We start from the raw sequence: 21,459 nt of genomic DNA, 5'->3' as shown, positions 1-21,459 counted from the left end.
CCCTGGAGCGTGACCTTCCCTTTTGGAGCCCGCGATCATGATGTAGTTCTGTTCGGGGTTGGCCGTATTATCGACCTGTTGGGCCACCTTAAGTCATCTAAAAGCAACTTCGATGAGCCTGCCGAGTTCACTCGGCTTTGTGGTGCAATTTCTGCTCGGAGGCCCTCGTCCCCGCTTCCCGCTCCATGCGCATGGCCCATGCATCTGCAAGGTCGATCAGGGTGGTCTTGAACTGCGGCTTTGCCACCGCCGCGAAGAGCCATTTGGAAAACCTGTTGCCCTTGAGCGTTGCCACGATGTCGATGTGAAACTCCGCACCGACGGGGTGTTCCTCGACGCGCCACCGACCGGTTAGTTCCGCAAAAGGATAGGGGTAATCCTCGGCCTCGGTATGGATGCGAAAGCCATAGGCATGGCCCGGCTCGAAAAGATCGCAGGTCTCCGCCCAGTTTTCGCCCTTCGGCCCATAGCATCGCCGCTTCATGCCCAGACCATCTCCTGAAAGCACTTCCACCTTGGTGATGTTGTCGGCCACATCCGCATAGGCCGGATGGTCGGTCATCACCGACCAGACAGCATCGGTCGGCGCTCGCACGGTTCGCTTGACGGACGCGTGAAGTTTCCCGCCCTTACTCACGACGCGGGCCACGGGGACAGGGTTTTCGATTTTCGCGGCGGAAACGAACTGGCTCACGGCAAAGAACGCAACGACCGCGGCGACCGCGCCCACGACGAGCGTGCCGCTCGCGGTCAGGACCTCGCCGAAGAAGGCGACAATGACGATGCTCCCTATCACCCAGCCGATATCGAGAATGACGATTTCGTTGACCATTGCCCGCGAGATGAATTTGTAGGCCGAGAGCGCATAGACCAGTGCGGCAAACCCGACGAGGCCCACGCCGAGGCCGCGGAGGCCCCATACCGCCCAGTCCACGGGATTGACGATGAGCATGGGCGTAACCAGACCGGCAGCAAGGAGAAGGGGTGCTGCGGTCAGAAGGGAGAATGCGCTGTTCATCCTCAGAAACGTTCGGGCGGCTGCGGTGGAATTCGACATGATCATACCTCTGGCGATTGGATGCTTCGCCACAGACAGACCCGCAAGACAGGCCTTTCTCAATTACGCGTCAGGTAATAGCTTCGATCACGCATTGCCGCGAGAAGGGAGCATGACACTTCTGATGAACCGACCACAGGACGCGTTCGGACCGCTTTTGAAATCGTGGCGCACGCGCCGACGACTCAGCCAGCTCGACCTCGCGCTCGACGCGGGCCTCTCCCAACGCCATCTCAGCTTTCTCGAAACCGGGCGCTCGAAACCCAGCCGCTACGCGATCCGGCAGATATGCGAGGCGCTCGATATGCCCGCTGCGGAACGCGACATCATGCTGATGTCCGCGGGCTTCGCACCTCAGTCGGCCCATGCGAGCTGGAGCGACGATGTCAGGGACGCGGTCACGACATCGATCGCCCATGTCCTGAAAGGCCACGAGCCCTTCCCCGCCGTCTCGATCGACCGCATCTGGAACCTGCAGCAGGCGAACGCGAGCGCCGAGCGGTTCTTTGCCATCGCGGGCGCGACCGGGGATCCCAACCTTCTCAGGGAAATCTTCTCCCCCGGCCCCCTGCGTTCGAATATTGGCAACTGGCCTGAGGTGGCCCGCGCTCTCCTCCGGCTTCTCGATCTCGAAGTCGCGCGCCGGCCCCATGACGACGCGGCGAAGGCCCTCCTCGACGATCTCAAGGACCTGCCCGGCGTCGCCGCTGCCATCGCGGACCGACCCAAGGCGCATCCCGCGCCGGTCCTCTCAATCCACTTCACCATCGAAGGCGCAGAGTTGAGGTTGTTTTCGCTGATCGCCACCGTTGGCATGAGCATGGACGCGACGCTGGACGACGTGCGGCTTGAGACCCTGCTGCCAGCAGACGAAGCGACGCGCCGTTGGTTCGCGGACTTGAGCCCTTGAGGACTTCGGGCAAAAGAAAGCGATCCACCTTGAAACCTGTTGCTTCCGGAAATGAATTCGGCCTTTGTCCGAAGCGTCTTACGAAAGTCTGATTTTACAGTCTGAGTCCGATCGCCCTACTTATTTCAAGCCCCTTGGAAAGCGCTGTGTAAGTGGGAAATGGCGGACGCGCAGACGTATCGATATCACGTCCGAGCCATTCGCTTTCTTCAAGCTGCTGAAGTGAAATGGATAGCGCGCGATCCGTGATGGTCGGGAGATCCGACTTGATGCCGGAAAAGCGCCTTGGCCGGGGTGTCACTGCGAGGATCGGGACCGTCCAGTTTCGGCGAAGAAGCGATAACTCCTCTTCCTCCGGAACTGCGTCAATGATCCGACTGGCGATTGCAGCATACCGTACCCCGTTTGGCGTCAAACGAAACTCCGGGCGCAAGGGATGACCGTGCCCGGGGTTCCGCTCCAGAAGGCCGAGCGAGACGAGATGGTCGAGACTGGCGGCAAAGGCTGTTCGGCTTGCCTTGCTGGCCGCAAGCAGGGGCGCCTGCCTTCGCGCCACGCCGTCATGCATCAGCGCCAGGATGGTAAGTGACCACGCCCGCGACGTTAGCTTGACAAGAGTGCTAATGTCCATAAAGTATAGTTACTACATTTCTTAGATTAAGGAAACAGATATGCCGCTCGTGACCCTGGATAGCACCATCACGCTTGCGATGTCGGTCCGGGACCGTCACGCCAGTGCGGACTGGTACGCGGACAAGCTCGGATTCGAACTGATCCACCATTTCGACGAGGCCGGATGGAGCGAGATGAAAACCAAAACCGAAGGTGTGGCCCTTGGACTGGGCGAACAGGCCGAACCAGCACCGGGCAACACGGTACCAGTCTTCGGCGTGGCGGACATCAAGATGGCGCGCGGCTCTCTCGAAGCGGCAGGCGTAAAGTTCGACGGCGACACTGAGACGATCGAGGGCATGGTCAGCACCGCGACGTTCTATGATCCTGACGGAAACGCGCTTATGCTGGCGCAGGATCTGACCGGTCAAAATTGATCGGTAAACCGGACCATGTCTGCGTCTTGAGGCCCCGTGAGCATTCTGCACGTCTCCATCAACGCCGAGGCCCCGGTACGGGTGGCGCGGTTCCTCGCGCGCCTGATGGGCGGTCGGGCAATGCCGTTCCCGCCCTTCCCGGATTCGTGGATCGCGTTTACGGAACAGGACGACGGTTCTGCAATCGAGGTCTACCCGCTCACCCACACACTCTATGCTGGCGAGATGTAGATCGGGTATGACGTGGGCGAACCTGTAAACGGCCAAACTTTCGTCCACGCGGCGATCCGGTCGGCGCTGACCGAGACGGAGATCACGAAGATGGCGGATGCGGAGGGGTGGCCGGCCAGAACATGCAATCGGGGGCCATTTCAGTGCGTAGAGGTCTGGCTCGAAAACCTGCTTCTGGTCGAGGTCTTGGACCCGGCGATGCAGGACGATTATGCGCGCGGAATGACGGCTGGAAACTGGGCGCGCATGTTTGGCCTCGAATGATCGAACCCTGGGCCGGCGTCGATGGCGACACTAAATACGTTGTGGACGAGCTCGGTCGGCCCACTGATCCACAAATTCAAAAGGATCGGTCGCAATGACCGCCCTGCCCCCTATTGGAGAGACTGACCTATGCCTTCTTACGAACTTCTTATTGCGTTCTTCCTTGCGGCGAGCGTTTTCGCCTACATGCCAGGGCCAGGAATGCTTTATGCGGCGGCGCAGACCATCGCGCGTGGGCGAAGGGCCGGTTGGCTGGCCGCCTTTGGCATCCATATCGGCGGATATGCTCATGTCGCGGCGGCCGCCTTTGGTCTTGCAATACTCTTCGAGGCGGTTCCAGTCCTCTACACGGTCCTCAAAATCGCGGGCGCTGGGTATCTCATCTGGCTTGGCCTTCACATGATCTTCGAGCGCGGCACGATCGCCACCACGGGAAGCGTCGTCGAGGCCAAAAGCTCCAAACGGGCGTTCTGGGAAAGCGTGACGGTCGAAGTCCTCAATCCAAAGACCGCGCTCTTCTACATCGCATTCCTTCCGCAATTCACGGACCCCTCGGCGGCCTACCCGGTTTGGCTTCAGCTGTTCTTGCTGGGGACGGTTGTGAATGTGATGTTTTCGAGCGCCGATGTCTTCTGTGTCGTGATGGCCGACAAGGTGACGTCCCTGCTCCGGCAGTCGGCAACCGCAGGGCGTTGGATCAAACGCTGCGGCGGCAGTATTCTTGTGGGCCTTGGTGTCAATGTCGCGATCTCCCAAAGATGACTGGAACGACGGATCTGCAGTGACGCTTGCCGGAGGGAAACCATTGGCGTGGCTTCTGTCGAGCCTCCCCGCCATTCTCGCTACCAGCGCCCAATCACGACCGAGCAACCCGCTCCATGCCCACGCTGCATCTGATTGAGGGTCCGGTTGGCGCGGGGAAGACGACCTACGCCATCCGTCTGGGCAAAAGCCTCGGAGCCCCACCGCTCATCCTGGACGCCTGGATGGTAAAACTATTCCAGCCGGATCGCCCCGACCGTGATCTCTGGGCGTGGTACGCCGAGCGCAAGGCGCGCTGCACCGGTCAAATGCTGGACCTGGCCCTGAGTGCCCTCGACCATGGTCAAGACGCCATCGCCGAGCTCGGGTTGGTCAGGAGGCACGATCGGATCACGCTCTTCTCCCGCTTGGAGGACCAGAACCTTGATTTTCTGGTCCATGTCCTTGAGGAGCCGCGCGACGAGAGGTGGAGGCGCGTGGAAAGGCGGAACAATGAGAAGGGCGAGACCTTCGCAATGCTTGTGTCGTCAGAAGTCTTTGAGATGGCCTCGGACATGTGGGAGCCGATAGACCCGTCCGAGATTGCGGGAAGACAAGAACGGTTTCGTTTCGCGAGGTGCTGATCGCAGAGCAATAAGGGGCTCCATTATCGTTACCGCCCTACCCGATCAGGGGCTGCGCAGCTCAGGGTAACGATAACCGAGAACTATCGTCACCGAGGCAATTTCCAAAGCCGACCTTCTATCAGCGCGCAACCAAAGTCTCGAAAGAGCCCAGCCTGACCAATGCTGCACTTCACACGAACGTCCGATATGCGCTTGGTGTACCGTCTTCCGACCATAAAAGCAGAGCGTCTCATAGCTCGCTCGATAAACCGGTTCATTGGCGGAGACCATTCGGCAAAAGATGTGCAGCTTCTGTTGCGCGTCACCCGGACCCTTTTCTGGCCAACAGGGAGCTTGTCGCAAGTCGCCCTCGGTGCGTTCGACGCTGTGCTTCCAGCTATGTTGCCAGCCGATCAATCACCCAACTATGCACTGCGCTCTTGCTGTTTCTTTTGTGATTGAGAATTGAGACATCAAACGGACGGATATCGATGGGGGGCTCGCAGAACTGTAGCCCGAAATACCCGGCGTGGTGGCGCACGAGGTTCGCCGGCAAAGTTCCGATGAAATCGCTCTTCGCCAGAACGGAAAGCGCGGGCAAAAACGAAGGTATGGAAAGGCAAACCCTCCGTTTCAGCGCCTCGCGCTCAAGCGTGGCGTCGACGATACCGCTCATCGACCCATCGCTCGAAACGAGTATATGCGCTGCGGCCGCATAGGTTTCGGGCGTCAGGGGCCCATCGAAGATGGCGTGTCCCTGCCGTGCAGCGACCAGATAGCCTTCCTTGCGGATGATCCGGGCATCATATTCGTCGCTGGCATTCGCGAAGTACCCAAGCGCGAGGTCGAGCGTTCCGTCCGCCAATCCGCGCAAGCTATCCGCTCTGGTCAGCGACCGCACAGAGATGCGGATGCCCGGCGCTTCCTGACGCAAATTCGCCATAAACTTTGGCAGGAGCGTGGCGATCTCGCGGTCCGACGCAGATAAACGCAGTGTGATCTCTGCCGATGCGGGCTCAAATAGACTGGGACCCGACAAGGCTGATTGAATGGCATCGACAGCCTCTCGAATGCTGGGCTCGATCTGAACGGCAAAGGCCGTTGGTTCCAACCCTTGCGGGCGGCGCAGGAACAGCTCATCCTCGAACACTTCGCGCAGTCGCCGCAGCGTATGGCTGATCGAGGAATTTGTAAGCCCCAATTCTCCAGCTACGTCCGACGCCTTTCGGGTGCGCATGAGTGCCAGAAAGATCAGAAGGACAGTGAGGTCCAGACGTCTGATTTTAGTGGTGTTACAATCTGTCATGAAGCGTTTTCAGTTTTGTTACACCCTGCTGCCCCATATGTCCTGAGCAACAGCAAGGCAAGGAGCGGCTGCATGAAGATCGGAATAATCGGCCGAGGACGCGTCGCTCAGGCATTGGCGAAGGCTTTTGCAGACAGCCACGAGTTTAGGTTAGGTGTCCGGTCGGTCGCAAACCTATCCGAGGCAGAAATTGGAGACGTCGCCAGGTGGTCAGACGTCACTCTTCTTGCAACGCCTTGGGGTGCCGAGGAGGACGTCTGCGAAGCGATCGCGGATCATGTTGCTAACAAACCTGTGATCGACGCGACCAATCCCGTCGGAATACGCAATGGCATGCTTGATCTGGTCCATGACCGGCCGGACTCGGCCGCTGAGGCGCTGCAAGTTCGCTTGCCCACCGCACATGTAGTCAAATGCTTCAACCAGATCGGTGCAGAATTCTTGCACAACACTGCCAAACTAGCCAACACGCCGGTGATGTTTGCCGCTGGTGATCACGCTACGGCAAAGGATATCGCACTCACGCTCGCCCGGGACGCCGGTTTTGAACCCGTCGATGGCGGTCCCCTGTCCAATGCGCGGCATCTGGAATCGCTGGCGATGATCTGGATCTGGTCCGCCACCAAAGCGCCGCTCGGAAGATCCTTCGGCTTTGCCCTTACTCATATGAAATCAAAGGGATCGTAATGGAACTCTACCACTGGCCCATGTCCCACAACGGACGCAAGGCCCGCGCGCTGGCCCGCCACCTGGGCATTGAGGTCGAGGAAAAAGCGCTTTCCATGCAGGACAAGGACCACAAGGCCGACGCCTATTTGGCGATCAACCCGATGGGTCAGGTGCCGGCCATCAAGGATGGTGACTATGCTGTCTGGGAGGCAAATGCCGTCCTCATCTATCTCGCTGCTCAATCGCAGAACGATTTGCTCGGGCAGTCGGCACAGGAATGGGGTCATATCACGCAGTGGATGACGTGGCAGTCGGTCGAACTTTCGCCGGTCGTGGTGCCGCTGCATGTCGAAAACTACTTCAAGCGCGTGCGCGGCATTCATGCGGACGAGACCAGGCGCGACGCGGCCATGGAAAAGCTGCGTGCGTTGCTGGCGGTGTTTGACGCAGCGCTCAAAGGTAAGGGCTACCTTGTCGGCAATCGCCTGACCGTCGCCGATTTCGCCGTTGCCGGTGATTTTACGTACGCCGCAAATGCAGGCTTCCCGCTTTCCGATTTTCCGAACGTCGCGCGCTGGCTCGAGAGCGTCGAAGCACTGCCGGCCTGGGCCGACACAACTCCTCCCCAAATTGGTTGATCCGCGAAAGGAAAAAACAATGACGAAACGTATTCTGATGCTCGCCTCCAGCCCTGCGACCTCGCCTGTCACAGGGTGGCCCATCGGCTTCTGGTGGGCCGAGTTGAGTCACGCCTACGAGGTGTTCAAAGAGGCGGGAGATGACGTGACCATCGCCTCGCCCGATGGCGGCGAGATCCAGGCAGACGGCTATTCCGATCCCGAGGAGGAAAGTGGCTATTCTGTCGAGGACACGATCTCGCTCGCGTTCAAGCAGGACCCGGAAAAGATGGCGCTTCTGACGGACACGCCCGCGCTCGCAGACCTCAACGTCGCGGATTTTGATGCGATCTTCGTTGTCGGTGGGCAGGGCCCGATGGTGACAATGGTCGACGACGCGAAAACCCATAAGGCCGTCGCTGACTTCTATGAGGCAAGCAAGGTCACGGCAGCCGTCTGCCACGGCACCTGCGTGCTTCTGAAAACGAAGCTGTCCGACGGAGAACTCTTGGTGAAGGGCAAGCGCTGGACCGGCTTTGCCAACTCCGAAGAGGAGTACGCCGAAAATGCGGTCGGCATGAAAATCCAGCCGTTCTGGATCGAAACCGAGGCGCGAAAGCTGGAGGACACCACGTTCGAAGTCGGTGGCCCGTTGGAGGAGTTTGCAATCCGTGGCGGTCTTTTGGTGACGGGTCAGCAGCAAGTCTCTGCCGCCGCAGCCGCCCGTGAAGTCAACGCGGCGCTGGCATCGTAAGCGCCACAGACAGGAGAAACAGGATGAACGCTCTCAAATCACTCGCAGTCGTGTCCGCATTGATCGCGGCCCCGGCTGCGGCCGAGAACATCGTCATCGTCCACGGTGCCTTCCAATCCGCCGCCGATTGGGCAGGCGTGGAGGCCGGGCTGGAAGCCCAGGGCCATGACTTCACCCTCGTCAACCTGCCCAATCGTGATGCCGTAGGCGAAGCCGCGAAAGCCGTTTCGCTGGACGACCACGTGGCCGCGACACTGGAGGCTGTGGCGAATGCGGGCGCGCCTGTCGTTCTGGTCGGCCATAGCTTCGGTGGCATGACGATCTCTGCCGTGGCCGAAGCCGCGCCTGACGATGTCGCGCAATTGATCTACGTCGCGGCCTACGCCCCCGAAGACGGCGAAAGCATGGAGACGCTTGCACTGAGCGAAGGCGACAACAGCTTTACCGAGGAAAGCTTTGTCATCGCGCCTGATTATTCCTACGCCGAAATCCTGGAACGGGACCGAGCGGCGATCTTCGGCAATGAAGGCACCGAGGAACAACGCGCCGCCATCGTGGCGGGGTTGATCCGCGAACCGCTCGCGCCCATCGCCACACCTGTGTCCTTGACAGAAGAGGCGTTCGGCTCGGTGCCGCGGGCGTTCATTCGCACACTTCAGGATCAGGCCGTCTCCACGCCGCTCCAAACGCGGATGATCGAACGTGCCGGAATTGAACGCGTCATCGACATCGACACAGGTCACGCGCCACAGACCACGCAAGTGGATGCATTGGTGGCCGCGATTATTGAACTGGCAGGCGGCGCATAGCGCCCCTGCCTCCTCCCGGAGGATAAATCATGGCGCAATGGCCACTCATGCTCGCAGCCCTTGTCACCGGAGCGCTGGTTCCGCTGCAGTTGGTCTTTTACGGCCAATTGGGGGGCGCCACGCGGAATGCCTTCACCGCCTCGCTCATTGTATTTCTGGTCGGCGCTGTCGTGCTTCTGGTGCTTGTTGCGGTCATGCGCCCACAATTGCCCAGCTTCGGTGAACTGGTTGCAGCTCCGCGCACCGTCTGGCTCGGTGGGTTGATCGCGACTTGCTATATCGTTGCAATCGTCATCATAACGCCGCGCCTTGGCGTAGGGCTGACAACCGGTCTGATCCTTGTGGGGCAGCTCTGCATGGCGCTGGCTCTCGATCATTTCGGCGCGTTCGGCAATCCCCAACACACGCTCGGACTTGGCCGCGCCGCGGGACTTGCGCTGATGATCGCAGGCGTCATCACAATCAAATCGTTCTAGCAGGCACGCCATGTCCGATCCCACCAAGACTGTCCTTGTTACAGGAGCCAACCGAGGCCTCGGCATGGCCATCGCATCGGCCTTTCACGAGGGGGGATGGCGCGTCATTGGCACGGCGCGCCGCCCGGAAAGCCTCGATCGCGCCATCATTGACGACGCCAATGCGCTCGACCTTTCTGATCCGCCCAGCCTGGAGGCCTTCGCCGAGGCCATCACCACGGCGGACCCGGTGATCGACCTTCTGGTCAATAACGCGGGATTCAACCCAAAAGTCCGCAAGGACGATCCCGACTATTTTCGATCTACCTTCGCAATCGACAACTTTTTGGCCGCAAACGTTGCCGAGAGCATGTGGATCAATGCTCTGGCCCCGACCGAGCTTGTGTCCAGGTTGCTGCCGGTCCTAGCCGAAGACGCCGTGGTCCTAAACATTTCGTCCTGGCTCGGCTCAATCGGCGGCAAGACAAGCGGCAGTCATTACGGCTATGCCGGATCGAAGGCGTTGCTGAATATGATGACACGTGCGCTGGCCTGCGAATGGTCCGGGAGCGGCCGATCGGCTGTCGCCCTGAACCCCGGCTGGATGCAAACGGATATGGGCGGGTCCAAGGCAGACCGGACGCCCGAGGACGTCGCCAAGGCTGTGCTGGCATTGTGGAGGGATGGAAAACTGTCCGCTGCTAATGGTCATTTCCTGAACACTGATGGATCGATCCATCCTTGGTAGCCAGAAGTAACGTGAAATCGCCAGTGCAAGATCCGTAGGCAGACATTGGAGCAAGCGCCGCGAATTTCTCTTTTGTCCCGCAATGTGTGAACTCGGCATCGGTTCGACTTTGCACTTGTAGCGAATAGCCGGAATTCGGGCTGCAGATGCAGCATCTTGACTGGTCGGAGAACGGCAGGTTTGGGCCGTTATCTGTTGAGATCTTCGGTTTGCTGATCGACAATCTCGGAAACCGAATTGCCGGAGCTATCTCTCATCTCGACAACTCGCTGCCCCGGGCGGACCATCTCATAGCCTCTTGAGGTGCTGCGGGCGTCGACATGGACTGCCACTTGCGGCGACTTTCCGTCACCTGCCAAGAACTCCGCCATTCGAGCTCTGACGTTCTCCGACCTAGCGTTGTGCATCAGGTCCTCAGCCACTTTGAGGGCTCGGGCCTTCCTATGAGCACTCCCGGCGCTGACTTCACTTACAAAGCGGTTCTGGACTTCCTGCAGCAGATCTACAACGGCCGGTCGTTGCATAGCCTTGTACCAGCCAGCAGGGGAAAGACCTGCCTCCTCACAAGCCGCCAAGATTGTGGCGCCCTTGCGCACGCGGATCTCGATCGCCTGCCGTAGCTTCTTGCTGATCCGTGGTTTCTTAACTTCAAGCGTTAAAGTCATACGCTGTTCCTTTCCATTCACGCTGGACCGCGTTCGCACAGTTCTATCATCCGGCGATCTCCGAAATGGGAGAGGCCTGCCCGGGAATCGGCTGCGTGGGGGCTGGCTCGTTCAAGAAAAAAGTCATGCTGGTTCTCCTAGTTGTTGTTCCAACCTGCGAGCCAGAGCCTCTCCTGTGGGCTGCTGCATCGCATTCCCTGCTAAGACTGCCGAGCGCCCACCTATGGCACCGCAAGCCCCCACAGAGAGGCTCTGAGGCTTGGCCAAGGCTATCAGGGTGCGATTGGGGTCTCGTATGCCCTGCTGAGTAGACAGCGTTTGAACGCCTTTTTCTGGTCGAGCTCCCTTGTTTTCTTGGCAATCGAGAGAATGAAGTGGGCAGACTGGTGGAGTTTTGCGCGCACGAGTCTCGACAAGCGAAAGGTTTGGAGTGGTTCCTCTATCTCTTTCATAGGGTGGCCCAAGCCCCCCATGGGGCAGGGTCAAACCCTGTAGGGGTATAGGGGGTTTGGAAGCACAGGGGTTTCGAAGAGGTCTGTAGGGGTTCTGCATAGCTTCAGCACCCACGTTCAGCAGAGGGTTACGCATAGGTTTCGCAGGGCTGCGCACCAGTTCCGGAAGCCCTGACAATTCGCTTGGTTTGCTTGGAAGGCGGCCCATCACCTCCTAGAATCTCTTTGATTTCTCCGTTTGCGAATAGCCTCTCCATTGCCTCGTGAAGTTGCTTTTTCGTCAGGCGATCTGCGCGACCAGTAGAAACGAAGGCTTTAAGCGCGTATCCCGTCGCATTGGCGGATTTCACGGTTCGACCTTGTGCCGTGAATTCATCAAGCAATCTTAGAAAGACACGCTCCGCCCTTACGCTTAGAGCAACGCGATCTAGCCCGATGTCTGGAGCATCGGCCACGAATACGCCGTCCAGCCATGTCAGTGCAATCTCGCCGCCCGTCCGCCCGTAGTTCGACTTCATTGTGCGTAGGACGCGGGCATCAGGGTTGGCCTCATAGCCATCTTGTATGACACGTTCGAGGTAGAGGCGGCTCCGCACTGAGTTATTCCAACCGGTCGAACCGCTGGTGCCGCTGCCGGAATTCATGCCGGTCAATGACGGATGAGCGAGCATGATAACCGCGCATTGGCACCGGATCGCCAAGCCTCGCAACAAGCCGATGAATTGCCGCACCTCGGACGTGTCGTTTTCGTTGCCCGGGAAGATATCTGCAAACGTATCAAGCACGATCACATTCGGCCTCGTAACCTTTGCCTGATCCTCGATCGATTGAAAGAGTGATGTAGGCGTCAAAGCACCCTTCGACTGGTTCATCTCTGCGAGAAGGGCATCCATACCCGCTCTGCTCATAACCAGTAGCCGCTCCATATCTCCCTGAGTCGCGCCCCCGAGCGCTCGCGAAATGGTGGCGGTACGCCTGTGAAGCTCTTCGACATCATCCTCTGCGCTGATAAACAAAGCACTGCCGGTTCGAACAGATTGCCCAAGCCAAGGCTCACCCGTGACGACCGAAACGGCGAGTTGAAGGGCCAGCAGGCTTTTGCCTGTTCCACCATCGCCCCCCAAGAGGGTTACAGTTCCCGCTGGTATCAGATCCCCAACCAGCCATTCACGCGGCTTTGGGGGGCTCAGCACAAACTGGGAAGCGGCAATGAATCCGTCTTCCGGACTGATCGTTGGAACATTCATCCTTCAAGCCTCCACAAGTCGTTTGATGGGGTCCCGGACTTTGCTTGGGGCGGCAGAGGTGCTACTATGGGGAGGAAGATGGAAAGCCCCAATTTAGCCCCGGTCGCCGCTCCAACGGTGCCGGGGTTCCTGATTTCTGGGTCATGGTTCAAGCGGGGTAGCCGTCCTCTGCCAATCCGTGCGCAATGTCAGCTTCGGCTCTGAGTCCGGCATCTGGATCGGGGTCTTGGACGTCGCCACCATTCTTGCCCAAATCTCGCACAAGGTTGTCGATGTCGGACTTGCGCCAACGTGCCGAGCGGCCGATGTGTCCCGGCTCAGGTATGTTTCCGAGCTTCACTTGCCGCCAGATCGTGGAAACTCCTAGGCCAAGGATCTCTGCGACTTGAGCCACAGAAAGCAGCTTCTCTTCTGTTTGATTTCTCATTTTGGACCATCCATTGGTTGAAGATGGCGCCATATTGTCTTGCTGCGCCCCGTGACGTCCAAATGGAGTATTCAGATTCCCTGCTTCGCTTTTTCTATATTGAAGTGGTCGGGGAGTGACATCCTGCCATTGCGCTGCCGCTGGACCAAAGCATTCTGTTCCTTATGGATGCGGTCCAGCCTCGCTTTGGTCATCTCGGGATTGTCCTTGAGGGGCTTGATCAAAGTCTCAGCTACGTTGACGACATCGTCTACCTTGAGTTCCATGCGAGCAAACAGGAGTTCCAGCAAAAGGCAGTATTCACCGCTTACTTTCTTTTCGTTTGACTGACGGCCATAGGTTGGCAGGCTACCTTTTCCGACCAGATACACATCCATCAAAGCGTCGGCGACTTCAAAAGCAAGCTCGTTGCGCGGACGCTTCCCAGTTCCCTTGGCAGCTCGATCTTCAAGTTCGTCTATCAACATGGACAACCCGGGCTCCATTTGAGCCGCAGACTGAATCAGCGTAGCAATTCTGTCAGGCGCGGCGCCGTTATCTAGCTCAGTGCTGCTCGCAGACCAATGATTGACGGTTTTGTATTCAGGCTCTCTCAGCTCACTCAAATCTTCACAGACCGCAACAAGCCTGCCCCAGAACGATTGCAATTTTTTGAGTTGCTTCCTTGCCTGAGCGGGAGTTCGATATCTGATCATTTCGTCAGGAGAGACAGCATCAATCAGTCGGCAGGCTACACGTGGAAACTGGGATTGGACCCGAGCCCAGCCAATTTCGCTCAGGCCTTCCGCTAGCTCGTCCGTCACGCTCTCACCATCTGAACGACACTACCCTGTTGCCCCAGCGCATAGCGCCCCCATGCGTCCATCAATTCCCTGCGCCGCTCAAATAGATCAGATCGTGCGTAGGCCCGCTCCGCGGCGTTGCCAGTGGCATGGCTTAGGGCTGCCTCCGCCACCTCTCGATCGGCACGGGCGCTCTCACTTGCCCAATCCCGAAACGTCGACCGAAACCCATGCACCGTGAATCCGCTCTTACCCATACGCTTCAAGAGTGCACTGAAAACCATGTTCGATTGCTCCTTGGCTCGACCCTGCTTGTCGCGCTGGACGCTCGGAAAAACGAATTCAGCGTCCAAGCCACGGACCTTCTCGAGAATGGCTAGAGCCTGCTTGCACAGTGGGACCCGATGCTCGACATCCCTCTTCATCCGATCGCCAGGGATGGTCCATATTGCTTGCTTGATGTCGATCTCTGACCAACGTGCACCGCGGGCATCGCCTGATCGAGCGGTAGTCAGGATGATGAATTCAAGGCAGCGGGCGGAAATCCCGTCTCGGTCGGCAAGCTCGGACATAAAATCTGGCAGATCGCGCCATTCCATCGCTGGCATGTGCTTGGGCGCCTTACGATTGTTGACCAGAGCCTTTTTCAGGCCGTTGACGGGGTTTTCGTGAGGATAGAGCCCCTTGCCCTTTGCCCAATCGAAGATCGTTGAGAGGCGCTGACGTAGCCTTCTGGCTGTCTCTGGTGTCTTGGTCCAGATCGGCTCCAACGCACGCATGATATCGGCACTGGTGACCGTATGAAGGGGGTTGTGTGCGAATGCTTGGGTGTGGTTTTCAACCGATGCAAGCCAGGTGTCCGCGTGCTTCTTGTTCTTCCATGTCGGAAGGAGCTGAGCGTGAACCTTCTTTGCTGCCTCCGCGAAAGTCAGGCTCTCCCGCTTTCGAAGTGTTTCAGGATCACCACCTGATCTTGCGACCTTTCGGTAGGCTTGGGCTGCCTCACGCGCCTCCGCAAGTGAAACCAGCTCAACAGACCCAAGGCCAAGCTCTCGTCGCTTCTTGTGGACCATTGTGCGAAGGATCCACGACTTCGAGCCGGTCGGCCCGACTCGGAGATAGAGCCCTCCCCCATCGCCATACATCCCCGGCTCGTTCTTGGCGGCCACGGATCTGACAGTCAGCTTGCTCATGAGTGCTGCCCCTCGAAATTGTCCCACCATTTGTCCCGCCAAATGTCATGGGATTAGGGCGGACGTTGTGAAACTAGTTGATACGAATTGAATACATAACTATCAACAATACAAGGACAATATGAGATTTACTGAGACAGCGTGCGACGATAGTTGGATAGACCTAGGCTCCACCAAATTCCCTATTATTCGCGGATTTCGTGAGGCCTTTCGAGACCTTCTCTTTCAAGCACTGCCTTGAATGCTTCGCGATAGACGCTTTTGGCCGGCAAGGTTTCTGGCACTGTGGCTTTGGCCGCGATTGGCATCCCGACATGGTCACCGATTTTCAAGATAACCTTTTCGGGGTGGTTTAGGATGTCGTCATAAGAAACGGCCATCGCGCGCGCGCCTGCCTTTGCAAGAAACGCTTCGGCAATCTCATTGTATAAATTGAGATAGCTGACGAGTTTCGCAGGGTCGTAGGCATAGGTATTGCCGCGTCCGTACTCTGTCGCAAAAATATCTGCACCAAGATCAAGAGGATTGCGCTTGACGAAAACAAAGGCGGCTGCCGGAAAGGCATCGGCCACTGCAGTGATATGCGCCAGGACGTGAGGATTCGTTGACGTCGCCAGTTCGACACCATGCGCGCGAAGTGTGTCCTCAGACGCGTAGAACATACTATCGAAGGAGGCTTCCCTTTCAGCCTGGGGCATCGTCCGAATAGGCTCATAGAGTGGATTTACGTTGCCGCTTTGGGCCAACAGATACTCCAGAACAGACTTTCCTGAGCGCGAGGGCCCCAGAATGAAAACCGGCTTTACCGCCGGTTCGACAGTGGCGGTGACTGGTGTCCATGACCGGAGACGGTCACGCACCCCGGTCAAATCAGAGGCGTCGTCGCCATCGCCGTTATCGTTTTGGTCGAGCCGTGCCGCGTTGGCCTGTTCGATCTTGGAGAAGGCGTCGTCAATGTTCCCTCTCAGGCGGTCCAGATCAGCCTCGAAAAACAGACGGCTGCTGTCGCGGGCAATCGTTTCAATGTGATCGCGGTGGAAAGTGTCAAGTTGATCAAGTCGGGTGTCATCAACCAGTGCCTTTGGCAGCTTGGCGAGCATCCTCGCAGCGGTATTGTTCGAAGGCTCAACACTCAGTGCCTCTGCAAACATCTCTGAGGCTTTTTGCCACTGGTTCAGATCTTCGTAAATCAGGCCAAGGTTGACCCTGAGAGCCGAGGCATCGGGATGCCTGTTGATTGCGTCCTCATAAAGCCTGGCCGCTTCTTCATGTCGCCCCAGTCTTTGCAAGACGAGCCCGAGATTGGCGACGGGTTCAATCGCCTCTGGCTGAGCGTTGTGCGCATCGGCAAGCACGTCATGTGCGGCGGTCAGACGGTTCATCTCAAGCAGCACATCTGCTTTGCCAAGGCGCGCACGCATCGACGACGGACTGAGGCGAAGCGCTGTTTCAAAACTGTCGAGCGCCTCTCGATATGCGTTATTCTCACCATGAAAGAGCCCCAAGTTGATGTGGCTCTCAGTGTCCTTCGGTGCAAGCTCTGTTGCGCGACGCGTCGCTGCGATGGCTTTCGCCAGATCGCCGCGCTTTTGAAGTACGACACCAAGGTTGCGCATGGCGTCGGCGTGGGTTGGTCGGATTTGCAGAGCGGTCAGGTAGGCTCTCTCAGCCTTGTCAAAGGTACCCTGCGCTTGGGCAAGGACACCAATGTTGAAATGCGCTTCGGCAAACTTTGGATTGTGTTTCGTCGCCGCCAAATAGGCTTCACTCGCCCTTTGATGATCACCGTTCCGGTAAGATAGATTGCCAAGATTATTATGCGCCTCAGCATAGGTCGGCACCAACTTTAAAGCTGTCTTGAGGTGTTCTTCAGCCTGCGTGACCTTACCCTGATCGAGATAGATTGCCCCGAGATTATTGTGTGCTTGGGCGTATTTGGCGTCACACGCCAGCGCCTTCTTGTAGCTCGCGATGGCTTGGGCGGTATCCCCAGAGGCGCGCAGCACGTTCCCAAGGTTGTTGTGAGGGTCAGGATGATCAGGTTTGAGTTTTGCAGCGCGGGTAAATGCCGCTTTGGCCTGATCCATTTTGCCCGATTGCGCATAGGACGCGCCGAGAAGGTTCCACAAGGCAAAGACCTGCGGATTTGCTTTGGCAAGTGGTGCAGCCTGCGCAATCACCTCAGCAAATTTACCTTGCTGATAAAGCGCAATCAGCGCGTTCATCGGATTTTGCGCGCGAGGCGCAGCGCCTGCTGTCGGGAACACAGGCCGTACAGGTCCACCCTTGCCGGTTTTCTTCATCAGGTTCGCCTTTCGCGCAGTTCATCAAACGCTCTGACGCAGTGATAAGCCCTGTTCGGCTGCGGCGCGACCCAAAAGCAATCGGCGCCCATCGGGGCGCCGATCCATCTTTATGCGGCGATTACGGCCTCATTTTCAAAACTGACGTTTTCGTAGTCCGACCACTCAAGGTCACCACTGTATCTTTGCGACAGGTGCCCTTCGGCATCCAAGGTGAAGAGGTGCAGCCATTGGTTGTCAAACAGCGCACGCACCTGTGGATGTTTGCGCAGAATATCCGTGATCGCTTCGGCCGGCGCTTCAACGCAAACCGAAAGACGCAGCGGATCATGGCTGTAGTTCTCACCATCATGCACGGACTGCCATGGCAGACCACCGCGGAGCGCACCACCGTTGCCCTCGACCACGCCTATACCGCCGGTCACATTGTGCAAAAGCTTGTTGCCTGCACCGAACACGTCAGGCGCAACAACAGAGCCATAGTATTGCAGGCTGATCCAGCTTGCGACGACAACAGGGGCGGTCAGGATGAGCTCCAGCACACCGAAACCCTCATCGGCCTCCCAATCATAGTCGTGCAGGAAGGCGCGACCAGCAAGACCCTTACCCTTCGTGCGGGAGCGTGGAGCGGCAATGAAGGCCTGACACCCGGCCAAGGCCCACTCAGGTCGGGTTTCCGCCCAGTCTGTGCTGCGCTGTGCCACGTCTTCTTCGTTGGCAGCCCGTGGCAACCGCAAGGCCCGCTCTGTCCGCGCCAGCTTGCCCGCTGCAACAAGCCATTCCCGCGCCGCTTTCAAGTGCGACGCGTGACCGTGCCCGGGGAAATCATCCTCGTAAATCGTGACGGCGTCTGTGGTTGTATCGTGCAAGCCACCGACGAAAAGCGTGTCATCAGGGATAGAGATACCATTCTTGCCGACACCTTCGCGCACCTGTTTGTCGTTCAGAATGTCGGCCAACAAACGCGCATTGACCTCTCCGCTGTAGCCACCACATGCTCCACAGTGCAGCGCGCTTGCATGCGGGTTGTTCACAACGTTTGCGCCATGGCCAAAAAGCAAGACCAAGGGAGCGAAGTCTTTGGTCAATGACATTGCCTTGAGGATCGAGGTTGCCGCGCCGATGCGCACCTCAAGATCGAAGTTTTCATCAAGGACCGGTTTTTGCTTATCCGGTGCCTTCGCGTGATCCTTGCCGAGGGCATCTTTCAACAACTTGCCCAGATACACAGGCCCTGTCGCCTCGACAAAGGCGAATGAGGACACGGCAGCAAGCTTGAACCGGCCCCACGCCCTTTGCGCGCGCGCAGCAAAGCGTGCGGTCTGATCTGCCTCTGCGTCCTGATCGGCTGTTGCGTGGCTCGTGACGCCGTGGTTGAGCAGAACGGGCAAACGCTTCTCTTCCACGTCAGAGGCGAAACCTTTGTGCGCCGCTGTAAGTCCAAAGAAACCCGCAAAGCCCTTCGTCTGAATTTTCGGATCAACCGATTCAAGTGCGCGGCGGAAAACCTCCGAGCGAACGTCGATACAGAAGGCTGCCTGCAACGCGGGCCGGCCCTCAATGGCTTCGGCGGCAGGTGCAGACAGTGCTTCGGCCAAGACGCGCTGCGCACCGATTTCGGCCGCTGTCTGCAGGGCGACATCAATCATCTGGTCCGCGCTTGCAGCAACTGGGGCCTCGTGCCGCTGGCCTATTTCAGCCCACTTGTCGGCAATCTGGTCTTTGTACTGATCGAACAACGCCTGTTCCCAGATCATTCGGATGGTCAGAAGATCCATGGTGGTCGTGTCGGTACCGCCTGCGAGCTCGGCTTGCCACAACCGATAACGGCCAACTTGTGACCATCCGCCAAGCCCGAGCAAGAGCTGGTGGCAATAGGTTTCCGCACCTTCCATCGAGATTTCGAGCTTCTCTGCTGCCGTGACGAGCGCCAAGCGCGTCTGCGTTGGCGTGGCCGCAACCAGACCGCCAAAACCGGCAAGACCGGCAATCTCTGGCGTCAGATCACGGGTGGCAAAATCACGCCATGCCGTAAATGCGTCCCGACCCGGCTTGAGCTGCCAAAGCGCCTGACCGGCATCGAAATACCCCGCTGCCCACGTGCCGAACCGCTCGGTGATGATCCCCGGCCAGTCAATGCCTGAGACGTCCGCTGCAAGATGAGCCACTGTTGGCAATGCAGACACTGTATTTGTCTGATCGGCAGCTGCCGTCTTCAGCGCTGCGATGTTCTCGGCTGCGTTGGGATATTGCGCCAGCGCAGCAGAGAGGTCGGCATCGATGATCGCGCCATCGTTGATCTTTTTTTGATACCACTGTCGCGGCATCGTCACCGACATGCCAGCAACGCGCTCCAGCAAAGCCGCGACCTGTGGCAGGCTTTGCTGTGTTTGCCCAAGGAATGGGTTTACAGCAACTGAGGAGGACAGCGGCCAGAGAGGTGGGATGGCAAGACCTGCCAGTTCAGCTTTGGCAATCAGTTCAAGTTGCTGGCCGGAGTATCCAGAAAACGTATGCGCAGTCATTTCGCGGCTCCTTTGTCAGAAGATGTTGTCCGGTCCCAGCCGCCCAGAATGCGGTCTGAAATCGCGTTGATGTAAAGTCCGTTTGAAAGATGGACGCGCAATCCTTGTGCCGCCGGGTGATAAGACCACAGTGGCAGCGTTGCCTGGGCGACAGCGACAAGGCCGAAGCTGATCAGGGCAAGAATAATAAGCGACCATTCAAGCGGGCCAGCCGCCGGTGTTGCCGGCAAGGTACCCGACGTGAGCCATTCGGACGCACGTTGCAGCAGCAGATAGCTCAGGGTCACAGCAGCGGCGTAGGTAGCCGTGCGTTGCGTCAACGCCTTTGGTGCCTCGTCTGCAAAGCCCTGTGCCAACAGATACGCCACGCCGAAGATCAGGATCGCGCCCAGTGCCACCGCTTGCGGGGACTTCCCGCCAAAATCAAAGCCGACACCGAGAATTGCGTAAACAACGCCGTAGATACCGATGGCAACAAGGAACGCCCGCAGAACCGCGCCGAGATCAGGAACAGCAACCGGACCTGGCTTGCGGATTGCAACGATGCGCTCCACCGCGCCGCCTGCCGACAAAAAGGCATGTGCCTTGTAAAGCGAGTGCGCCACGATATGCAGCAGCGCCAGTGGAAAGAGCGCCAGACCGCACTGCAAGATCATAAAGCCCATCTGTGCGATCGTTGACCATGCCAGTGACGCCTTGACTGTCGGTTGGGTCAGCATCACCAGTCCACCGAAAAGCGCGGTGAACCCTCCGACCATCACCAGAGCCGCAAGTGTCAGTGGCGACAAAAGCATCAGATCGGCAAAACGGATCAGCGCAAAACCACCAGCATTCACGACACCGGCATGCAGCAAGGCTGAAACAGGTGTTGGTGCCTCCATAACTTCTGTGAGCCATCCATGGGTCGGAAACTGTGCGGACTTCAAAATTGCCGAGAGGGCGATCAGGGCAGCAGCGCCGATTGCCGCCGCACCGCCCATACCAAGGCTGGCCTCAGCAAGAATTTCAGAGATCTGTGTTGTGCCATAGGCGATGATCAGCAAGGCCGCCGCGCTCACGAGCGAAATATCACCAACGCGTGCCATAACATATTTCTTGCGTGCTGCACGTTGGGCTGCCTGCCGTTCAGGGTAGAACACCAGCAGTTTGTGAAGGAACATGCTTGTCGCGACCCAAGCCGCCACGAATTGCACGACGTTTCCGGACTGAACAAGGGTCAGCACGGTCGCAAGTGTTACCAGAAGCCAAAATGTGAACTCATCATGGCGGGCTTCGCCATCAAGGTAAGTGCGCGAATAGCGTACAACGACCCACCCGATAAATGACACCAGCAACAACATGACTACACTGACGATATCGAGCCTGACAGACAGCCCCACACCGAATAGCCCGAAGAGAAAGCTGTCGCCCGCGCCGCCAAGAGCGAGCACGAAGGCTGAGCCAACTGCAACCAGAACAGCACCGAGTGATGCCATCTCTGCCAGCCACGCATTCTTTTGCGGGGTCACGTCATCAAGATACCGCGGCGCGAAAGCCGCAGCCAAAAGCAGTAGTGGGGCCAAGAGGGGCAGTGCGTTCACAAACATCGGGCATCTCCAGCGCAAATTGTCCTGTGCGACCAAATAGCGC

At 58.2% G+C, this 21,459-nt stretch carries 23 protein-coding genes; 12 read left to right on the top strand and 11 right to left on the bottom strand.

The features are described 5' to 3' along the window. Positions 1–127: 127 nt before the first annotated feature. Positions 128–1,057: an SRPBCC family protein gene (locus BM316_RS00960; RefSeq protein WP_207493587.1), complete on the bottom strand. Its 930-nt coding sequence runs from the start codon at positions 1,055–1,057 to the stop codon at positions 128–130. A 112-nt stretch (positions 1,058–1,169) separates the two neighbouring features. Between BM316_RS00960 and BM316_RS00955 the strand changes: the two genes are divergently transcribed. After that, positions 1,170–1,967, top strand: a complete 798-nt coding sequence (locus BM316_RS00955) for a helix-turn-helix domain-containing protein (protein WP_165606515.1) — start codon at positions 1,170–1,172, stop codon at positions 1,965–1,967. A gap of 94 nt (positions 1,968–2,061) precedes the next feature. On the opposite strand, the gene BM316_RS00950 is transcribed toward BM316_RS00955, so the two are convergent. Further along, the gene (locus tag BM316_RS00950) at positions 2,062–2,598 is read right to left on the bottom strand and encodes a winged helix-turn-helix transcriptional regulator (protein WP_090202826.1); all 537 of its coding nucleotides are present in this window, start codon (positions 2,596–2,598) and stop codon (positions 2,062–2,064) included. Between the two features lie 40 nt (positions 2,599–2,638). Here BM316_RS00950 and BM316_RS00945 point away from each other — a divergent pair, with 40 nt between their 5' ends. The 5 genes from BM316_RS00945 (at position 2,639) to BM316_RS00925 (ending at position 4,896) form a co-directional block, all read left to right on the top strand. Continuing rightward, complete coding sequence (locus BM316_RS00945; RefSeq protein ID WP_090202823.1) at positions 2,639–3,016, top strand: VOC family protein; 378 nt, start codon at positions 2,639–2,641, stop codon at positions 3,014–3,016. 81 nt (positions 3,017–3,097) lie between these two features. Next, positions 3,098–3,247, top strand: coding sequence for a hypothetical protein (locus BM316_RS16630; protein WP_165606514.1), 150 nt, complete (start codon positions 3,098–3,100; stop codon positions 3,245–3,247). A gap of 12 nt (positions 3,248–3,259) precedes the next feature. Further along, positions 3,260–3,511, top strand: coding sequence for a hypothetical protein (locus BM316_RS00935; RefSeq protein WP_090202817.1), 252 nt, complete (start codon positions 3,260–3,262; stop codon positions 3,509–3,511). A gap of 129 nt (positions 3,512–3,640) precedes the next feature. Continuing rightward, complete coding sequence (locus BM316_RS00930; RefSeq protein WP_090202815.1) at positions 3,641–4,273, top strand: LysE family translocator; 633 nt, start codon at positions 3,641–3,643, stop codon at positions 4,271–4,273. Positions 4,274–4,389: 116 nt separating this feature from the next. After that, on the top strand, positions 4,390–4,896 hold the full coding sequence (locus BM316_RS00925; RefSeq protein ID WP_090202812.1) for a P-loop nucleotide/nucleoside kinase family protein: 507 nt from the start codon (positions 4,390–4,392) through the stop codon (positions 4,894–4,896). A 379-nt stretch (positions 4,897–5,275) separates the two neighbouring features. On the opposite strand, the gene BM316_RS00920 is transcribed toward BM316_RS00925, so the two are convergent. Next, positions 5,276–6,184, bottom strand: coding sequence for a LysR family transcriptional regulator (locus BM316_RS00920; protein WP_090202810.1), 909 nt, complete (start codon positions 6,182–6,184; stop codon positions 5,276–5,278). 72 nt (positions 6,185–6,256) lie between these two features. On the opposite strand from BM316_RS00920, the gene BM316_RS00915 reads away from it, so the two are divergent. Genes BM316_RS00915 through BM316_RS00890 form a run of 6 tightly spaced genes read left to right on the top strand, consistent with a single transcriptional unit; the run spans position 6,257 to position 10,236 of the window. After that, a complete protein-coding gene (locus tag BM316_RS00915; RefSeq protein WP_165606513.1) occupies positions 6,257–6,871 on the top strand; it encodes an NADPH-dependent F420 reductase in 615 nt (204 codons plus the stop codon). Next, the gene (locus tag BM316_RS00910; protein ID WP_090202808.1) at positions 6,871–7,491 is read left to right on the top strand and encodes a glutathione S-transferase family protein; all 621 of its coding nucleotides are present in this window, start codon (positions 6,871–6,873) and stop codon (positions 7,489–7,491) included. Before BM316_RS00915 ends, BM316_RS00910 begins: the two co-directional genes overlap by 1 nt. A 19-nt stretch (positions 7,492–7,510) precedes the next feature. Beyond that, positions 7,511–8,224, top strand: coding sequence for a type 1 glutamine amidotransferase domain-containing protein (locus tag BM316_RS00905; protein WP_090207311.1), 714 nt, complete (start codon positions 7,511–7,513; stop codon positions 8,222–8,224). Between the two features lie 23 nt (positions 8,225–8,247). Further along, the gene (locus tag BM316_RS00900) at positions 8,248–9,033 is read left to right on the top strand and encodes an alpha/beta fold hydrolase (RefSeq protein ID WP_090202805.1); all 786 of its coding nucleotides are present in this window, start codon (positions 8,248–8,250) and stop codon (positions 9,031–9,033) included. Between the two features lie 29 nt (positions 9,034–9,062). After that, positions 9,063–9,509: a DMT family transporter gene (locus tag BM316_RS00895; RefSeq protein WP_090202802.1), complete on the top strand. Its 447-nt coding sequence runs from the start codon at positions 9,063–9,065 to the stop codon at positions 9,507–9,509. A 10-nt stretch (positions 9,510–9,519) separates the two neighbouring features. Next, positions 9,520–10,236: an SDR family NAD(P)-dependent oxidoreductase gene (locus BM316_RS00890; RefSeq protein ID WP_090202799.1), complete on the top strand. Its 717-nt coding sequence runs from the start codon at positions 9,520–9,522 to the stop codon at positions 10,234–10,236. A gap of 188 nt (positions 10,237–10,424) precedes the next feature. On the opposite strand, the gene BM316_RS00885 is transcribed toward BM316_RS00890, so the two are convergent. The 8 genes from BM316_RS00885 to BM316_RS00845 all read right to left on the bottom strand — a co-directional run bounded on the left by BM316_RS00885 (position 10,425) and on the right by BM316_RS00845 (position 21,416). Next, positions 10,425–10,901 carry a hypothetical protein gene (locus BM316_RS00885; protein ID WP_131802528.1) on the bottom strand — a complete coding sequence of 159 codons (477 nt, stop codon included), beginning with the start codon at positions 10,899–10,901 and terminating at the stop codon, positions 10,425–10,427. A gap of 580 nt (positions 10,902–11,481) precedes the next feature. Beyond that, positions 11,482–12,600, bottom strand: a complete 1,119-nt coding sequence (locus BM316_RS00875; protein WP_090202790.1) for an AAA family ATPase — start codon at positions 12,598–12,600, stop codon at positions 11,482–11,484. Positions 12,601–12,748: 148 nt separating this feature from the next. Further along, complete coding sequence (locus BM316_RS00870) at positions 12,749–13,027, bottom strand: helix-turn-helix transcriptional regulator (RefSeq protein WP_165606512.1); 279 nt, start codon at positions 13,025–13,027, stop codon at positions 12,749–12,751. 71 nt (positions 13,028–13,098) lie between these two features. Then, entirely contained in the window at positions 13,099–13,830 is a 732-nt protein-coding gene (locus BM316_RS00865) for a hypothetical protein (RefSeq protein WP_131802527.1), read from the bottom strand. Beyond that, the gene (locus BM316_RS00860; protein ID WP_090202782.1) at positions 13,827–15,002 is read right to left on the bottom strand and encodes a tyrosine-type recombinase/integrase; all 1,176 of its coding nucleotides are present in this window, start codon (positions 15,000–15,002) and stop codon (positions 13,827–13,829) included. Before BM316_RS00860 ends, BM316_RS00865 begins: the two co-directional genes overlap by 4 nt. A gap of 185 nt (positions 15,003–15,187) precedes the next feature. Beyond that, entirely contained in the window at positions 15,188–17,305 is a 2,118-nt protein-coding gene (locus BM316_RS00855; RefSeq protein WP_090202780.1) for a tetratricopeptide repeat protein, read from the bottom strand. Positions 17,306–17,415: 110 nt separating this feature from the next. Next, positions 17,416–19,830, bottom strand: coding sequence for a YbcC family protein (locus BM316_RS00850; RefSeq protein ID WP_090202776.1), 2,415 nt, complete (start codon positions 19,828–19,830; stop codon positions 17,416–17,418). Next, complete coding sequence (locus BM316_RS00845; RefSeq protein WP_090202773.1) at positions 19,827–21,416, bottom strand: proton-conducting transporter transmembrane domain-containing protein; 1,590 nt, start codon at positions 21,414–21,416, stop codon at positions 19,827–19,829. The genes BM316_RS00850 and BM316_RS00845 overlap by 4 nt, the downstream gene beginning before the upstream one ends. Between the last annotated feature and the right edge of the window lie 43 nt (positions 21,417–21,459).

This window comes from Yoonia litorea (genome assembly GCF_900114675.1).
In the GTDB taxonomy this organism is placed as follows: Bacteria; Pseudomonadota; Alphaproteobacteria; order Rhodobacterales; family Rhodobacteraceae; genus Yoonia; species Yoonia litorea.
The sequence above is the reverse complement of the archived record's forward strand: the minus strand, read 5'-3'. Positions and strand labels throughout refer to the sequence as shown.

Excerpts from the sequence above, each read along its gene's own strand:
- BM316_RS00960 (WP_207493587.1), bottom strand. The coding sequence starts at position 1,057 with ATGTCGAATTCCACCGCAGCCGCCCGAACGTTTCTGAGGATGAACAGC.
- BM316_RS00955 (WP_165606515.1), top strand. The coding sequence starts at position 1,170 with ATGACACTTCTGATGAACCGACCACAGGACGCGTTCGGACCGCTTTTG.
- BM316_RS00950 (WP_090202826.1), bottom strand. The coding sequence starts at position 2,598 with ATGGACATTAGCACTCTTGTCAAGCTAACGTCGCGGGCGTGGTCACTT.
- BM316_RS00945 (WP_090202823.1), top strand. The coding sequence starts at position 2,639 with ATGCCGCTCGTGACCCTGGATAGCACCATCACGCTTGCGATGTCGGTC.
- BM316_RS00930 (WP_090202815.1), top strand. The coding sequence starts at position 3,641 with ATGCCTTCTTACGAACTTCTTATTGCGTTCTTCCTTGCGGCGAGCGTT.
- BM316_RS00925 (WP_090202812.1), top strand. The coding sequence starts at position 4,390 with ATGCCCACGCTGCATCTGATTGAGGGTCCGGTTGGCGCGGGGAAGACG.
- BM316_RS00920 (WP_090202810.1), bottom strand. The coding sequence starts at position 6,184 with ATGACAGATTGTAACACCACTAAAATCAGACGTCTGGACCTCACTGTC.
- BM316_RS00915 (WP_165606513.1), top strand. The coding sequence starts at position 6,257 with ATGAAGATCGGAATAATCGGCCGAGGACGCGTCGCTCAGGCATTGGCG.
- BM316_RS00910 (WP_090202808.1), top strand. The coding sequence starts at position 6,871 with ATGGAACTCTACCACTGGCCCATGTCCCACAACGGACGCAAGGCCCGC.
- BM316_RS00905 (WP_090207311.1), top strand. The coding sequence starts at position 7,511 with ATGACGAAACGTATTCTGATGCTCGCCTCCAGCCCTGCGACCTCGCCT.
- BM316_RS00900 (WP_090202805.1), top strand. The coding sequence starts at position 8,248 with ATGAACGCTCTCAAATCACTCGCAGTCGTGTCCGCATTGATCGCGGCC.
- BM316_RS00895 (WP_090202802.1), top strand. The coding sequence starts at position 9,063 with ATGGCGCAATGGCCACTCATGCTCGCAGCCCTTGTCACCGGAGCGCTG.
- BM316_RS00890 (WP_090202799.1), top strand. The coding sequence starts at position 9,520 with ATGTCCGATCCCACCAAGACTGTCCTTGTTACAGGAGCCAACCGAGGC.
- BM316_RS00885 (WP_131802528.1), bottom strand. The coding sequence starts at position 10,901 with ATGACTTTAACGCTTGAAGTTAAGAAACCACGGATCAGCAAGAAGCTA.
- BM316_RS00875 (WP_090202790.1), bottom strand. The coding sequence starts at position 12,600 with ATGAATGTTCCAACGATCAGTCCGGAAGACGGATTCATTGCCGCTTCC.
- BM316_RS00870 (WP_165606512.1), bottom strand. The coding sequence starts at position 13,027 with ATGAGAAATCAAACAGAAGAGAAGCTGCTTTCTGTGGCTCAAGTCGCA.
- BM316_RS00860 (WP_090202782.1), bottom strand. The coding sequence starts at position 15,002 with ATGAGCAAGCTGACTGTCAGATCCGTGGCCGCCAAGAACGAGCCGGGG.
- BM316_RS00855 (WP_090202780.1), bottom strand. The coding sequence starts at position 17,305 with ATGAAGAAAACCGGCAAGGGTGGACCTGTACGGCCTGTGTTCCCGACA.
- BM316_RS00850 (WP_090202776.1), bottom strand. The coding sequence starts at position 19,830 with ATGACTGCGCATACGTTTTCTGGATACTCCGGCCAGCAACTTGAACTG.
- BM316_RS00845 (WP_090202773.1), bottom strand. The coding sequence starts at position 21,416 with ATGTTTGTGAACGCACTGCCCCTCTTGGCCCCACTACTGCTTTTGGCT.